Here is a 14,814-nt window from a genome sequence, read left to right as displayed (position 1 = left end):
AGTAGTTCGCGCCGCCGATCCTCTGCTCCCAGCGGACGGACTTGCCCGTGGAGGGATCGAAATAGTAGCGCCTATTCCCAATCGTCTGCCAGCCGGTCAGCGCTTTGCCGCTGGCATCGAAATAGCTTTTCAAGCCGTCAGCACGCCACGTAACCCAACCAGTCTGCATAACGCACTTGCCATCGAAGTAATACCAGTCCCCATCGATCCTCCAAGACCAGCGCGCCGAATTACCATCAGAGCCGAAGTAATAGCGCTTGCCATCAACTGTCTTCCAGTCAGACGTCACCAACGACCCGTCGTCGTTAACGTATTGGAATCGATCGCCAACGGCTTTGAGGCCAGGCACGATAGGCTCAGCGGGTTGCACGGGATCGGGATCCGCTGGTTCATCCGCCGAATCGCCCCCATCGCCCCCATCGCCCTCGGAGGGCTCAAGGGCATCCGCACCGTCCGCAACGACATCTGGAACATCGGCATCGTTTGAACTCGGCATCGCGGACGCAGGCGAATCGGTACCGCCATCCGCAGCTAGCATCCCTGCATCATGGTCGTTCGCACCTTGCGTCAACGCAACGGGATCGGAAGCAGTCGGTGCTTCCGCACCCGCATTCTCCTCAGCCAGCGCCACAGCCGGCACACACGACAGCGCAAGGGCCAGCGTCCCCGCCACCCACAGACTGCCGAACCGGTATTTGGCGCTCTCTCTCAAACCTCTCACGACTTAACCTCCTCTAATCACGCATATAGCGTCAGTATAACCCTTGGGAGCCTTAATTGACATGGGGAAAACGGCCCCATCAGCCCCATCGCCAACCACAAAGCGAAGGCACCGTCAGCGGTTTTCTTCGTCGACCTCCCGATACTCCACAAGGGCGACATGCTGCACCAGCGTCGTCAGCTTGGCGCGCAGCCGAGCGTTTTCCACCGAAAGCGCCAGCAGTCGGTAGACCACCACGGCAAGCACGCACAAAAACACGAAGTTCGCCGGAGACTCCATGCCCAGCAAGCCCGTAAGCCCATAGGCAATCTGGGGAAACACTGCCACCACAATAAGCACGAGGGCGAACAGAAACCAAAACACGGCATCCGCCGTCGTCAGCTGATTGTGGCGGATTTTCAAAACGACATAGGCGAGGGCGCCCACCGCCCCCGCAATAAGCACGACCCAATACATCAGTTGCCCTTCTTTCGAAACCACTGAATGAAGAGAATGGACAGGCACACCCTCAGCATATAGGTGACCGATTTCGTGAAGTTCAGGTAGCTCTCCCCCGCCACCCTGTCCCGCATCTCGACTTGCATCTCCGACACCTTGCCGCCTCCGCGAATGACCAGGGCGATGGTATCGGGCTCCGGGCTGTAGTCGTAATTGTCCGCGAAGGCGCAAATCATCTTCCGATTGAAAAGCCGCATGCCGGAAGTGGGGTCCTCTACGCGCTGCCCTGTGGTCAGGCGAATCATCCCCGTAATGAGCATCGACCCCAACATTCGCGCAGAAATGGGCTTTTTCTGGGTGCAGAAGCGCGACCCAATAACGATATCTGACCCATCGGCTTCTGCTTGCTCCACCATGGGCCAGACGAAGGCGGCGGAGTGCTGCCCGTCGGCATCGAATTGCAGAGCATAGTCGTAGCCCTGCCGCAGGGCATACTTCATGCCCGTCTGGAACCCTCCGGCAAGACCGAGATTCGCAGGAAGCGAGATAACGTTGAATCCGCGCTCGCGGCAGATGGCCTCCGTGGCATCGGTTGACCCATCGTTGATGACCACGTAGTCGACGCCAGGGGCATGGCGCTGCAGGTCCTCCACCGTGGAGACGATGTTGTCCTGCTCGTTGTAGGCGGGAATTATGGCGAGAACTCTCAAAGGCTCCTCCGTCGCATCACTCATCTTGAAGCATTTCCAGTATAGCGCTAAGCCGCGCCTTCGGACGGCTCGTCGGCTTTCGACGAGCGCAGCTTCAGCACGAACGACAGCGCCATGGCAACGGCACCGGCCAGCGAAGAGGCCGCCACCGTGAAGCTTACCCCGTTCATGCCCCACGTAGCGACGAACGGCACCATGCACGCCACGGCCACGACGAGGGAGGCCGCGTTCCCGATGAAATTCCCTCGGAAATCCCGAATGGCAATGAGCAGGTCGCTTAGGAACCAGAGATAGGCGGCGATAACGGCCGAGATGATCATTGGCGTGAGCAAGTAGGCATACTCGGCAATGTTGTTCGCGAAGAACAGCTCCAGCAGGGGCACGCCGAACAGCTCAAGAAGGATGGCGCACACGACGCCCACCAGGGTAATGCCGCCGGTTACGCGAGCGAACAGACCCAGGAGCTTCTTGTAATTCCGCTCAGCGTAATAGTCTGCGAAGTATCCGATGAGAGGATAGTACACGTAAGAGGCACCATTCTGCACCACGGCGACCGGGGCTGCCACCGAAGCGTAAATGCCCAAAGCTGCCTCTCCCATGTCGAAGGCGAGATACTGACGAGGCACCGAAGAGGCTGCGGCCACCAGCAGCGCACCGATAACGATGGGCGCGCAGTAAGTCAGCAAATGCCACGCTTTCGGGATGGGAATGCCGAGCTTGAGTTTTTCGAACTGCTGGGACCGTGGCAGATCGTAAGCCACCGCGATGACGATATAGCCCGCCGTCATGGCGACGAGCGTGAGGTTCAGATTCTTGGTGAGCCAAAACACCAACGCGAAAATGCCGAGCGAGGAAACTCCCTGAAGTATCATAGAGATGCCCAGATAGTCCATTCGGCGATGGCGCTGTTCGCAGGCGTGCAGCACATCGAGCAGCAGCGACACGCATTTGTACACCCCGAAGATCATGATCGTGGGCACCGCATCGATGCTGCAAGTGAACAGCGAGTAGACGAAACACCCGACGAGGGCAATCCCGTCCGTGACCAGACGGAAGGTGAAGTACTCGCCCATGGTGTTCTCGCCACGCGTGTCCGATATCTGATAGGTGTACATGCGGTACTGGGCCACGGGAGCGAAGATGCCGAACACCGACACAGCCAAAGAGTACACGCCAGCCGCCTCGTAGCCCCCGGCAATACGCACGACGAGGACAGTGATGAGCCATTGGCACACAAGCGAGGTCATAGACCCAGCGGTGTTCCACACCATGTTCCTCTTCATCGAGAGCGGCTTGCTCGAAATCACGGGGCTTCCTATCATGTTTGTACGGTTGCTGCGGCCGCATCGCAACCCTTTCGAGCGCACGCGGCCCGTGCTACGATACTATAAGTCCGTGACCGGCGGAGACAATCCGATGATTAATCCAGACAGCAAAGGAGCCTGAAGCGTGACCGACGACACCCCCAAAACCCTCTGCGTCTTCACGCCCACCTTCAACCGCGCCTACTGCCTGGAAGACCTCTACCGTAGTCTCGTCGCCCAAACGCTCCAGGACTTCCATTGGCTTATCGTCGACGACGGCTCCACCGACGAGACGAGAGACCTTGTGGAAGAGCTTGCCAGCCGCGGCGAAATCCCCATAAGCTACCTCTGCCAGCAAAACGGAGGCAAGCAGCGCGCCTGGAACACTGCCGTTCAAGCCTGCAACCAGGAGCTCTTCTTCTGTGTCGATTCCGACGACACCCTCGTGCCGGACGCCGTCGAAGCCATTCTCGCGCGTTGGGAAGAAGTGCGAAGCGAGGAGGATATCGCGGGAATTGTGGGCCTGGACGGCACCAGCCCCCGGAAACCTCTGGGAACCTGGATGCCTGAGGCGCTTCGACGCACTACCATTTGGGATCTCTATTACAAGGCCGGTCACAAAGGGGATGTGGCCGTCATCTACCGCACCGACGTGCTCCGGCGCTACCCCTTCGTCGTCGCCGAGGGCGAGAAGTTCATTGCCGAGACCTACGTGTACTTCCTTATCGACGATGAGTACGAGCTTGCCGTCCTGAACAAAGTCCTCATCCTGGCCGACTACCGCGACGACGGCTACACGAGCAACGCTCGTCGTGTCACCCGCGAGAACCCCCAGGGCTATATCCGACTCAAGCGCATGCACATCGAGCGAGCCGACACCTTCTTGCTGAAATTCAAAGCGAGCATGCTCTACCTGGTGGGATACCATTTTTCGAAAGAAACGATGCTCGATGGCATTCGGAAGGCACCCAACCCCGCCATCGCAGCGCTGGCATCCCCTTTCGCTTGGGTGCTCGCCCTCACCGAGTTCCAGAAATAGCTGAGCTTTCGCACACTTCGATCAACCTGGCCGCCGTCTCATCCCAAGAGTAGCTGCCCTCGACGAGCATCCGAATAGCGCGCCCCTTGGCGGCGGCGCCATCGGGGTCATCCGCCAGGGCTCGCACTGCCCGGGCCACCTCGGCCCCGTCGGGCGAGGCGAGCAGTACGCCGCAATCCCCAGAGCCCACCAGTTCATCGGCTCCCCCCACCGCCGTCGTCACCGGCGGCACGCCCCATGCGGCGGCCTCAAGCAGACAGGTGGCGAACCCTTCGGATCGCGAAGGCAGGCACAGGGCATCCGAAGTCGCAAGCAGAGCCGACACGTCCGCCTCGTCAAGGCGCCCAAGAAGTCGCAGGGAGGGCCCTTGGGCAGCACGCGCCTCCAGGGCCAGTGGGCCTTCGCCGGCAAGCAGGAATGCCACAGGACGCCCTTCAACGGAGGCGATGGCCCGCGACGCCTCGATCAGCGCCCCAACCCCCTTTTCGGGCACTAAGCGTCCGATAAAGCTCGCAACAAAAGCATCCGCCGCCAACCCCAGCTCCGCTCGAAAATCGCGTCCCGACGACAGCCCCCTGAAGGAGGCGGCATCGATGGCATTGGACAGAACGCCTTCGGCGCAAAGACCGAAATGCCCCATCCATTCAGCGCTGCGCTTCGACACGGCGAAGCAACGGGGGTGATAGCGCTTCACTCGCGCCGTAATACCGTGCTCGTAAAGGACCACCGCGGCGTCGAGGGGGGTCGCGCCGAACGACAGATGAGCCGATCCGTGCTCGACGAGAATGGGTTCTACTCCATGGCGACGCGCAAAAGCCAGGCCCTCCAGCGAGTGGGGGTAAAACCGCGTGTTAACGACGACATGATCGCCCCCCGCATTATCGAGGGCGGCCATGAGCATGCGGTATTCGCCGTTCCGCTTGGGCAACGGAAGCCGACCGTTCAACAGAGGGCGACTCGGCAGACGAACAATGCGCGCGCCGTCCCGCTCCTCCTCAGCCGGATCGTCGTCGGAAAGCCGCGACGTCACAATGGTCACGCGGCGCCCGGCACGGCCGAGAGCGGCCGCAAGATTATGCGTGTATTTCTCCACACCCCCCATGCTAGGAAGGTACAGAGCCGAGAAAATGACGTAATGTTCCATGGGCACAAGCATACACCATGGACGGCCAGCGCAACGCTCGCGCTGCCTGTGTTACCATAATCGCCGTTCCATTTCCGACGAAAAGAGAACCATGCAATACGATCCCGAAACCTTGCGCCGCCTGCAACTCGCGTTGCTGGAGATGCTCCACGAGATAGACGACGTCTGCCGCAAGCACGACATTACCTATTTTCTCGACTCTGGATCCGCGCTGGGAGCCGTACGCCATGGAGGCTTCATTCCTTGGGACGACGACATCGATCTGGGAATGATGCGCGAGGACTACGAGCGATTCCTCGCCATTGCCCCAAAGGCACTCCCTAAGGATTTGCAACTCGTGGAACCCGCCACAACCGAGCATTACTCACCCATGTTCGCAAAGGTTATGAAGCGAGGAACTAAGTTCTACGCCAAAGAAACCACGGAGGCTGGCTTCGACTTAGGCATCTTCATCGATATCTTCCCTTTCGACTACCTGGGCCCCGACCCGGTTGTCGCCCGCAAACAAATGGGCGTCTGCCGCCGCTGGCAAAAAATATCCTACCTCTACCACGCCCCCTCGGTTGTTGTTCCCCACCAAGGTGCCTTGGGGGCTCTTGAGCGCGGCGCATGCCGCGTCGCCCACAACGTGCTCAGTCGAACGACGAGCGCAGACACCATCTATCGCAACTACCTTTCCACCGCCAAACTCGGGCAAAGCGGCAGCGACGAATGCGCCTGTCTCTCATATCCAAAGCCTCGTCCCTATCCAAAAGCCATCTTCCTTCCTACAAGGAGGATTCCCTTCGAAGACGGCGAGTTTCCCGTGGCGGCCAATGTGGAGGCCTATCTGGAAAGATCCTATGGGCCCGATTGGAACCAGCTTCCGCCGCCAGAGAAGCGGCGCAACCACAAACCCGAGATTCTAGAGTTTTAATCGCTGATATCTGCCCTGCAAGGAGACGTCATGAACATCACCATCGTCGGAGGCGGCAACATCGGAACGCTCATGGCAGGAGACTTTGCCGCAGCAGGGCATTCTGTCACCATGTTGGTGTCTGATCCGGCTCGCTGGAGCAACACTCTGCAAGTGCTCGGCGAAGGCGACACCCTGCTGAAAGAGGGCCCGTTGGCCCTTGTTACCGATAATGCCGCCCTGGCCATGGCCTCCCCAGAGGTCGTATTCATAACCCACCCAACTTTCATGCTTGAGGAAACGGCCCAACGATTGGCGCCGTTTGTCGCTGAGGAACAGTTGATCGGCATCGTGCCCGGTGCTTGCGGAGAATTTTTCTTCGGAGAAGCTCTCAATCGTGATGCTATTGTCTTCGGCCTGCAGCGCGTGCACGACATCGCCCGCATCAAAGAGCGCGGCGCCTCCGTGTATTCCCTTGGACGGAAATCCGAGATTCAGATCGGTACATTGCCAAGCACCCAGTCGGAAAGGGTCGCCTCGCTCATGGCGGATTTGTTCGCCATGCCGGCCGTCGCGCTGCCCAACTACCTTATCGAGACCCTCACGCCCTCCAACCCCATTCTGCACACTACGCGCATCTGCTCGATGTTCCGCCAATGGGAGGAGGGGATAACCTACCCTCGGAACATTCTGTTCTACGAGGAATGGGACGTGCCCTCCGCAGAGCTACTCCTCGCCTGCGACGACGAGCTCCAAAGCCTTTGTCGCGCTCTTGAAAGCGCAACGGAGCTTGATCTCTCCTTGGTACGGCCCCTGAGAGAGCATTATGAGAGCGCAGATGCCGCTGCCCTTGCTGCAAAAATCTCGAGCATCCCCGCCTTCAGGGGACTCACATCCCCCATGAAGGAGATCGGACCGGAGCAATGGATCCCCGACTTTCAATCGCGGTACTTCAGAGCTGACTTCGCTTACGGACTCAAAGCCATCCGGGACATAGCAGCTTTAGCAATGGTACCCACTCCCTTCATGGACGACGTCTACCATTGGTACACGAGCAACGCGGGGCAAGCGGAGGTTGTCCCGAACGGCATGCCGTCCACGCTCAGCGAGCTAGTGCAGCTCTACCGGTAATCGCAATCGCTCATTGCGGGGATTCTCCACGCCTCCTCTTTTGTTCAAGGCCTCATTCGTATACAGTGGCTTTGAACAACAGGAGAGGAGAATCTCATGCTCAATCGCAATGAATTCCTCGTCCTCCGCTCCCTGGAGGAAGAAGGAGAGGCGACTCAGCGAGCGCTGGCGGATCGCACGGGCATATCCGTCGGCTCGGTCAACGCCGCCCTGCGATCCCTCGCGGAAGGGCATTTCGTTGAAGATTCCGGCCGCCTCACCGATGTAGGTTATCGAGCTCTGCAGCCGTTCAAAACGCAAAACGCGATCATTCTCGCAGCAGGCCTCTCGACTCGTTTCGCCCCTCTTTCCTTCGAACAGCCCAAAGCGCTCTTCAAGGTTCGCAGAGAAACGCTCATCGAACGTCTCATCAAGCAACTGCAAGGAGCTGGCCTGGAGAACATCGCGGTAGTCGTAGGCCATATGAAAGAGCGCTTCTTCTATCTTGAAGACCGCTACGGTGTCACCATTATCGACAATCCGCATTATCTGGATCGCAACAACCACGCGTCGGTCTGGGCTGCCCGTAATTTCGTCGGCAACGGATACATCTGCTCGTCCGATCAGTATTATCCCAACAACCCTTTCCATGGCTACGAGTACGAGTCCTTTTGCACCCTGACCCGCAACGAGGCGATGGAAGAGTCAGTTGCTGTCAACGGGCGCGGTTACATCATCGGCATCCAGCGCAACGACGACGCCCATTTCGACGACCATCCCTCTTGGGTCTTGCAGGGCCCTGCCTTCCTGCGAGAGCAAGACTCACTCGCCTACCTCGCTTATTTGGAGAAGGTATACCCCCTCGCTTCCACGCGAGACAAACTCTGGGAAACGCTGCTACTGGAAAACCCCGACAGGGAATTGATCGCGGCGCATAAAGTGGATACGAGCGAAGTGATTGAGTTCGATTACCTGGGCGATCTGCGAAGTTTCGACGCCGATTTCATGGAAAACGTCGACTCGGCCATCCTCGACAACATATGTCGCACCCTGGAATGCTCCCGCGCAGATATCGTCGATGTCGAACCGCTGACCGAAGGCATCACCAACCTTTCGGTCCTGTTCAGCTGCAAGGGAAATCGGTACGTCTACCGGCATCCCGGCGCCGGAACCGACGCACTCGTCAACCGCAAGGCGGAGACCCATGCCATGGAAATTGCAGCCGATCTTGGGCTCGACACTTCCTATCTTTACGAAGACCCCGATCAGGGCTGGAAGCTGTCTCGCTTCATCCCCGACTGCACCCCCTTCGATTATCGCGACCAGTCCCACGTCGGCAGCGCCCTTGAAGCCATCCGCGCGCTCCATGAAAGCGGAGCGGCGTCTCCCTGGCAGTTCGACTTCTATGAAGAAGGATGCCGCATCGCCAACCTGCTGCGGGCAGAAGAGGCTCCCCTGCCCGAAGACTTCGAAGAGCTCGCCCTCATGGCGGCTTCCCTGCAAAAGGCCATGCGTGCCGGCGCCGGTGCGCCCGTCCTCTGCCACAACGACTTCTTCGGCCCGAATATTCTCATTGGACCGAACGGTACCTGCCTTATCGACTGGGAGTACGCAGCTATGGGAGATTACGGGTGCGATTTGGGGAACTTCATCGCCCAAGGCTCGGGCTATGGCGTGGAAGAGGCCCTGAATGTGCTCCCCCTCTATTTCGGACGGCCCGCAACCGCCGAGGAAGAGGAGCATCTTCTCGCCTGCACCGCCATGGTCGGGTGGTATTGGTATGTGTGGGGGCTGTACAAGGAGGCCCAAGGCTCCCCGGTGGGAGAATGGCTGCGCGTATGGTACGAGGCGGCCAAGACCTTCGGCCGCTACGCTCTGAAGCGTAGCGGCGACAGCGCGGTCGATCCCGCGGAGCTCACCGAGGACGAGTTCAACGCCCTTGTCGCCTTTGAAAGGAGCGACAGCGCAACCGACGCATCGGAAACGCTCATCGCCTCGCTTGAGCAGCGCGGGCTCCTGCGCGACGGCATCGTCACCGGCGCCGGCCTGAACGCCCTCGAGCCTTTCAGAGCGCGCCGGGCCATCTTCTTCGCCGCTGGCTTCGGCAGCCGTATGCTGCCCATCACGGTGAATACGCCCAAACCCCTGGTGCGCGTGCATGACGTCCGCATTATCGATCGGCTCCTCGATGCCGTACTGGCGGCGGGAATTTCGGAAATCTACATCGTTCGCGGTTATCTCAAAGAGGAGTTCGATCAGCTGCTCTCCAAGTATCCGATGATTCAATTCATAGACAATCCGCTCTTCGATTCCACGAACAACATCTCCTCGGCAGTGCTTGCCAAGGACTTCTTCCAAAATGCCTACGCCTTCGAAAGCGACCTTCTTTTGGAAAATCCCCATCTCGTGACGAAGTACCAATATCGGACGAACTACCTCGCGTTCCCCGTCCCCCATACTCCCGATTGGCGCTTCACCGCAAACGACGAAGGGCGCATCACCTCCATTGCCAAAGGCTCGCAGGAGCCCTGTTGGCAAATGGTAGGACTGTCTTATTGGAGCCGCGAAGACGGCATGCGCCTCTCCCGCGACCTTGCGGAGGTCTTCGAGAGCAGCGATGAATGCCGCCAGATCTTCTGGGATGACGTCGCCCTCGACCGACGACCCGCCAGCTACCGCGTTCATGTACGCCCCTGCAAGCCGGAGGACATCACGGAAATTGACACATTCGCCGAGCTTCAAGCTATCGACCCGCGGTACCGCTTCGCGCGGCAGTGAGCGAAAGAGCGCGTATCGCGCCACGAGAGCACGATTCGCCCGGCGAAGCTGAGCAAATCGTAAGAACTGCGAACGTTGTGCGCCGTTGGCGGAAAGCCCGAGGGGGTGACACGCGAAAAGCTATAATCGAACGCGAGGACAAGCAAGAAAGGGAGAGCAATGCCTTCGAGCAAGTTTTTGGAAGCTTTCGAACAAGTAGCGGCCAGCCATCCCGATGAGGTCGCCTACTTCACCTCGCGACCCGGTGAGGTCGTCTCCTACGGCGAGCTGAGCCGCGCCTCCAACGCCCTGGCCGCCTTCCTGCACGCGGAGGCTCCGGTCGGGCTGCCCGTCGTGGTCTACGGCCATAAGTCTCCCCTCATGCTGACGTCGTTTCTGGCAGCAGCAAAGGCGGGGCTGCCCTATGCGCCCGTGGACGTGGCCTACCCCGCCGATCGAGTGGCGGACATCCTCGACCAGATAGGACGACCGCTCGTGCTCGACCTTTCCGATGACGGTCTCCCCTGCGACCCCTCCCTAGCAAATCGCGTGCTGCGCGCAGACGACGTGCGGTCAGCCATCGCCAAAGATGCCTCCTGCGACCCGGCCTGGCGTGTAAGCGGGGACGATATCTTCTACCTCCTCTTTACCTCCGGAAGCACCGGGCGTCCCAAGGGCGTCATGATGCCCTCGCGCTGCGTCGATGCCTTCATGGCCTACTTCCAGCGCCTTTTCCCGAAAGGCGACCACCGCGTGAGCTTCAACCGCGTCCCCTACACCTTCGACGTGAGCCTGTTCGACATCATCGCCGGCCTCTCCCAGGGCTACGCCCTCTTCGCCCTTGAAACCGAATGCGAGCAATCTATGGCCGCCACCTTCGCGGCTCTGGAGAAAAGCGGCCTCGCCGAATGGGTCTCCACTCCCTCGTTCATCGAGATGTGCCTCGCCGACCCCTCGTTCGCGCCCGAGCTGCTCCCCTCGCTCGACACCATCGTTCTGTGCGGCGAGGTACTGCGCAACGGCACCGCTGAGAAGATCCTTAACCGCTTCCCCGGCGTGGCCCTCTACAACACCTACGGTCCCACCGAGACCCAGGCGGTTACGGACACCCTCGTCACGCGGGAGCTGTGCGAGAGCGCAAATCCCCTCCCCGTCGGCTTCCTCAATCCCGAGGTGCGTGCCGTCATCCGCGATTTGGAAACAGGAGAGGAGCTCCCAGCCGGGGAGATCGGCGAAGTGCACCTCGAGGGCGCCACCGTCTCCCTCGGCTATTGGAAGCGGCCCGACCTCACCGAAGCCGCCTTCGCTCCCTGCGTCGCCCCCGACGGCTCTCCCAGCCGCATCTACAAGACCGGCGACAAGGGTTACTTGGATGCGGAGGGGCGCCTTTTCTGCCTGGGACGCCTCGATTTCCAGGTGAAGCTCAACGGTTTCCGCGTAGAATTGGGCGACGTGGAGCAGGCCCTCGCCACTCTTGACGCCGTCAAGGAAGCCGTGGTGCTCCCCGCCGAGCGCGACGGTAAAGTGACCCATTTAGTGGCGCACCTCCTGCCGTCCGACCCGGACGCGCCCCGCGATTTCAAAGCAGGCCAGGCGGTGAAGGCGGCCCTCCGACACACGCTGCCCGACTACATGATTCCCAAGAAGATCGTCTTCCACGATGCGTTCCCACTCACCGTGAACGGCAAGATCGACCGCAAAGCGCTGGCGGCGAAGTAGGTCGGGGCGCTCGTGAACTTTTACATCGATCCGGCGTTCTACGTCTTTCTCGCCATTGCCATCATTCCCGCGGCCGTTCTGGGCTTTACCGGGCACCGCATCAAGTACTACGGCCTGGCAGCTTCCACGGTGTTCCTCCTGCTGCTGTTCGGCGAGGACTGGCAGGGCATGGCCGCCTTCGCCGCCTTCCTCCTCATTGCCTGCGCGGCCACCTTCTGGGAACTGGCCAGCTGGAAACAAGGCGAGAAGGCACTGTGGAAGTACCGGACGGCCCTCGCTCTCGTCATCGCCCCGCTCATCATCTACAAAATCGCCGCCGTCTTCGACGGCAACCTCATGGGCTTCCTCGGCATCTCCTACATCACCTTCAAGGCGGTGCAAGTGGTCATCGAGGTGCGCGACGGCATCATCGAGGACATGGATTTCATCGACTACCTGTACTTCCTCGTGTTCTTCACTCCCTTCACCTCGGGCCCCATCGACCGATCCCGTCGGTTCACCGAGGACGCCAACCGCATCTATTCCCGCAGCGAGTACGCCGACCTGCTGGCCCGCGGCATCCTGCTCATCTTGGTGGGCGCCGTATACCAAAAGGTGCTGGGCACGGTGTTCTACCACTATTTCACGCCCGCTCCCCTCGGCGACGGCCCTTGGTGGCGCGAGCTCGCCGGTCAGGTGAAGGATGCCTACATGTACGGCTTCTACCTTTTCTTCGACTTCGCCGGCTACTCGCTCATGGCCATGGGAGCCAGCTACTGCTTCGGCATTAAGACCCCGCGCAACTTCCGCGCGCCGTTTTTGGCGAAAGACGTGCGCGAGTTCTGGAATCGCTGGCACATGACGCTTTCCACCTGGCTACGCGATTTCGTGTTCATGCGCGTCGTGAAATCCGCCACGCGCAGAAAGCTGTTCAAGGATCGGCTTCACGCAGCCTGTGCCGGATACATGGCCAACTTCATGCTCATGGGCGCCTGGCACGGCCTTACGGTGGACTACCTCGTTTACGGCGCCTATTACGGCACCCTTATGGGGGCGACCGACATATACCAGAAGAAGTCGGCGTTCCATAAGAAGCACAAGAAGAAAACCTGGTACAAGGCCTTACAATGGTTCGTCACGATAAACCTGGTCATGCTCGGCATGGCCATTTTCTCCGGACAGCTGCACACCGTGATAGGAGGACTCATCCATGGCTGACAATTCCGTAGAGGAGCGCATGCTCGACCTCATCGAGGAAGTCTGCGACGACGAGGTGATCCGCGAAGAGCGCGACATCGACCTGTTCGAGGCGGGTCTTCTTGATTCCATGGCCGCCATCGAGCTGCTCGTCGGCATCGAGAGCGAATTCGGCGTGGAAATCGCCCCCACCGCCGTGGAGCGCGAGGAGATGAACACTGTGAACAAGATCATCTACCAGGTGCAGATTCGCTACGAGGGGAACTAGCGCGCTATGGAGAAGCTCATCGGCGTCGGTCTGGCCCTCGCCCTTTCGGCCGGGCTGGGAGGCGCCTGGTACGTTCAGGCGCCCACCGACGCGTCGCTGAAAGCCACCGTGGACGAGCGCCCCGTCCTGCCTCGCGTACAGGACGGCGTTGCCTCGAGCCCCTCGCTCATTGCCGAGATGGTGGCGAAGCGCGCGGAGGCCGGCGACAATGTGCACATCCTGCTCGGCACCTCCGAGCTGGAGCAGACCACCGAGGACACCGCCCACCCCGTGCGCTTCTTCTCCGAGAACGACTGCGGGTTCAGCCTCATGGCCATCGGCAACGCCGGTTGCCAATCGCTGTGGCAGGCCACGGAAGTGGCGGCGCTGGACGCCGAGGGCGCGCTGCCCGGGCGCAAGATAGCACTCATGCTGGGAACCCAGTGGTTCATGGGGAATGGCCTGTCCGAGTCGGCCTTCGCCGAGAAGTTTTCGGAGGAGTCCTTCGCCGCCGCCATGGGCAACGAGCGCTTGAGCGACGAGACCAAGGAGAAGATATACCAGCGCTGCGTGGCCATGGGCGCCGATCAGGCGACGCTCGATTCCTTGCGCGAGCAATCGCTCACCGCGAGCATTAACCGGGCGGTCGCAGAACTCGTGCCCGAGGTGGAGCACCGCGAGGCCATCGCCACCGAGCTGGCAGAGGGCTCGAGTTCCCAGGAAGAGGCTCAGGCGAAAAAGCACCCTCCCCTGACATGGGAGGAACTGGACGCCGCGGTGCACGCCGACGCAGAGGCCATGTGCACGAACAACGACCTGGGCATCTACGACGAGTACTACACCGAGTACTACCTCAAGTGGGACGAGAAGAACCGCGCCGAGAACAAGCCCCGCGCCACCGAATGGAACCAGGACGAGTTCGCCGACTTCGACATCTTCCTTAGTGTCTGCAGGGATCTGGGCATCGAGCCGCTCATCGTTATTCAACCCGCTATGGGCATCTACTACGACAACACGCCCTGGGACAAGGAGAGCCGCCAGATCTTCTACGACCAGATGCGCGCCATGCTCGACGAGGCCGGCGTTGAGTATCTGGATCTTTCCGTTCACGACTACGACAAGTACTACCTGAAGGACGTCATGCACCCCGGCTGGAAAAGCTGGGTGGAAGTAGACAAGAAGCTCTGCGAGTTCTACGGAGATGCTCAATGAGCCCCAAGAAAACAAGAACCGAGGAGCTCAAGGAGCGCATGCTCGTATGGCTCGCCAGCCACCCGAAGACCGAGGGTGCTCTCTGGTTCCTCGCGGCCCTCGCCTGCATCGCCATCCTCGTATGGTTCTTGGGCTTCAGCGACTTCGGCGCCCCGCCCGAGTTCGTTTACGAGCAGTTCTAAAATGAGGAAGGGCGCCCCAAAGAGCGCCCTTCTTTGCACTTCAGCTGCATACTGGCGCCGAAGCGCCTATCAACTGGCAACGCTGAGTAGTAACCCTCTCCGGTACCAACAATCAGCAGAATCTGGTACCGCCAGTCAGCGGGCTTGGTACCCTGGGTAA

General features: G+C 60.1%; 14 protein-coding genes. 9 read left to right on the top strand and 5 right to left on the bottom strand.

Annotated features, from left to right (window positions below):
• The 4 genes from AAK988_RS06640 to AAK988_RS06625 all read right to left on the bottom strand — a co-directional run.
• The coding region (locus tag AAK988_RS06640) for an N-acetylmuramoyl-L-alanine amidase family protein (protein ID WP_369880530.1) at nucleotides 1-721 on the bottom strand (721 nt) is incomplete at its 3' end.
• Nucleotides 722-835: 114 nt separating this feature from the next.
• Nucleotides 836-1,177 carry a DUF2304 domain-containing protein gene (locus AAK988_RS06635; RefSeq protein WP_331883048.1) on the bottom strand — a complete coding sequence of 114 codons (342 nt, stop codon included), beginning with the start codon at nucleotides 1,175-1,177 and terminating at the stop codon, nucleotides 836-838.
• On the bottom strand, nucleotides 1,177-1,869 hold the full coding sequence (locus tag AAK988_RS06630) for a glycosyltransferase family 2 protein (protein WP_369872603.1): 693 nt from the start codon (nucleotides 1,867-1,869) through the stop codon (nucleotides 1,177-1,179). Before AAK988_RS06630 ends, AAK988_RS06635 begins: the two co-directional genes overlap by 1 nt.
• Nucleotides 1,870-1,916: 47 nt before the next feature.
• Entirely contained in the window at nucleotides 1,917-3,176 is a 1,260-nt protein-coding gene (locus AAK988_RS06625; protein ID WP_331883043.1) for a lipopolysaccharide biosynthesis protein, read from the bottom strand.
• Nucleotides 3,177-3,318: 142 nt separating this feature from the next.
• On the opposite strand from AAK988_RS06625, the gene AAK988_RS06620 reads away from it, so the two are divergent.
• Complete coding sequence (locus AAK988_RS06620) at nucleotides 3,319-4,212, top strand: glycosyltransferase family 2 protein (RefSeq protein WP_369872604.1); 894 nt, start codon at nucleotides 3,319-3,321, stop codon at nucleotides 4,210-4,212.
• Here AAK988_RS06620 and AAK988_RS06615 read toward each other — a convergent pair.
• Nucleotides 4,193-5,356 (bottom strand): glycosyltransferase family 4 protein, encoded by a 1,164-nt coding sequence (locus AAK988_RS06615; RefSeq protein ID WP_369872605.1) that lies wholly within the window; start codon nucleotides 5,354-5,356, stop codon nucleotides 4,193-4,195. The genes AAK988_RS06620 and AAK988_RS06615 overlap by 20 nt on opposite strands.
• A 91-nt stretch (nucleotides 5,357-5,447) precedes the next feature.
• Between AAK988_RS06615 and AAK988_RS06610 the strand changes: the two genes are divergently transcribed.
• From AAK988_RS06610 to AAK988_RS06575, 8 genes are all read left to right on the top strand, one after another.
• Nucleotides 5,448-6,272 carry a LicD family protein gene (locus AAK988_RS06610; RefSeq protein ID WP_302384930.1) on the top strand — a complete coding sequence of 275 codons (825 nt, stop codon included), beginning with the start codon at nucleotides 5,448-5,450 and terminating at the stop codon, nucleotides 6,270-6,272.
• 30 nt (nucleotides 6,273-6,302) lie between these two features.
• Entirely contained in the window at nucleotides 6,303-7,382 is a 1,080-nt protein-coding gene (locus AAK988_RS06605; RefSeq protein WP_369872606.1) for an NAD/NADP octopine/nopaline dehydrogenase family protein, read from the top strand.
• Between the two features lie 96 nt (nucleotides 7,383-7,478).
• A complete protein-coding gene (locus tag AAK988_RS06600) occupies nucleotides 7,479-10,139 on the top strand; it encodes an NTP transferase domain-containing protein (protein WP_369872607.1) in 2,661 nt (886 codons plus the stop codon).
• Between the two features lie 159 nt (nucleotides 10,140-10,298).
• Nucleotides 10,299-11,837 (top strand): D-alanine--poly(phosphoribitol) ligase subunit DltA, encoded by a 1,539-nt coding sequence (dltA, locus tag AAK988_RS06595; protein WP_369880529.1) that lies wholly within the window; start codon nucleotides 10,299-10,301, stop codon nucleotides 11,835-11,837.
• Nucleotides 11,838-11,849: 12 nt separating this feature from the next.
• The gene (gene dltB, locus AAK988_RS06590) at nucleotides 11,850-13,034 is read left to right on the top strand and encodes a D-alanyl-lipoteichoic acid biosynthesis protein DltB (protein ID WP_369872609.1); all 1,185 of its coding nucleotides are present in this window, start codon (nucleotides 11,850-11,852) and stop codon (nucleotides 13,032-13,034) included.
• On the top strand, nucleotides 13,027-13,281 hold the full coding sequence (gene dltC, locus AAK988_RS06585) for a D-alanine--poly(phosphoribitol) ligase subunit DltC (RefSeq protein WP_302384939.1): 255 nt from the start codon (nucleotides 13,027-13,029) through the stop codon (nucleotides 13,279-13,281). The genes dltB and dltC overlap by 8 nt, the downstream gene beginning before the upstream one ends.
• Nucleotides 13,282-13,287: 6 nt before the next feature.
• The gene (gene dltD, locus AAK988_RS06580; protein WP_369872610.1) at nucleotides 13,288-14,472 is read left to right on the top strand and encodes a D-alanyl-lipoteichoic acid biosynthesis protein DltD; all 1,185 of its coding nucleotides are present in this window, start codon (nucleotides 13,288-13,290) and stop codon (nucleotides 14,470-14,472) included.
• Nucleotides 14,469-14,654, top strand: a complete 186-nt coding sequence (locus tag AAK988_RS06575; protein ID WP_369872611.1) for a hypothetical protein — start codon at nucleotides 14,469-14,471, stop codon at nucleotides 14,652-14,654. The genes dltD and AAK988_RS06575 overlap by 4 nt, the downstream gene beginning before the upstream one ends.
• Nucleotides 14,655-14,814: the final 160 nt, after the last annotated feature.

It is taken from the genome of Adlercreutzia muris, from assembly GCF_041223505.1.
In the GTDB taxonomy this organism is placed as follows: domain Bacteria; phylum Actinomycetota; class Coriobacteriia; order Coriobacteriales; family Eggerthellaceae; genus Adlercreutzia; species Adlercreutzia muris.
This window is presented reverse-complemented; position numbering and strand designations above follow the sequence as displayed.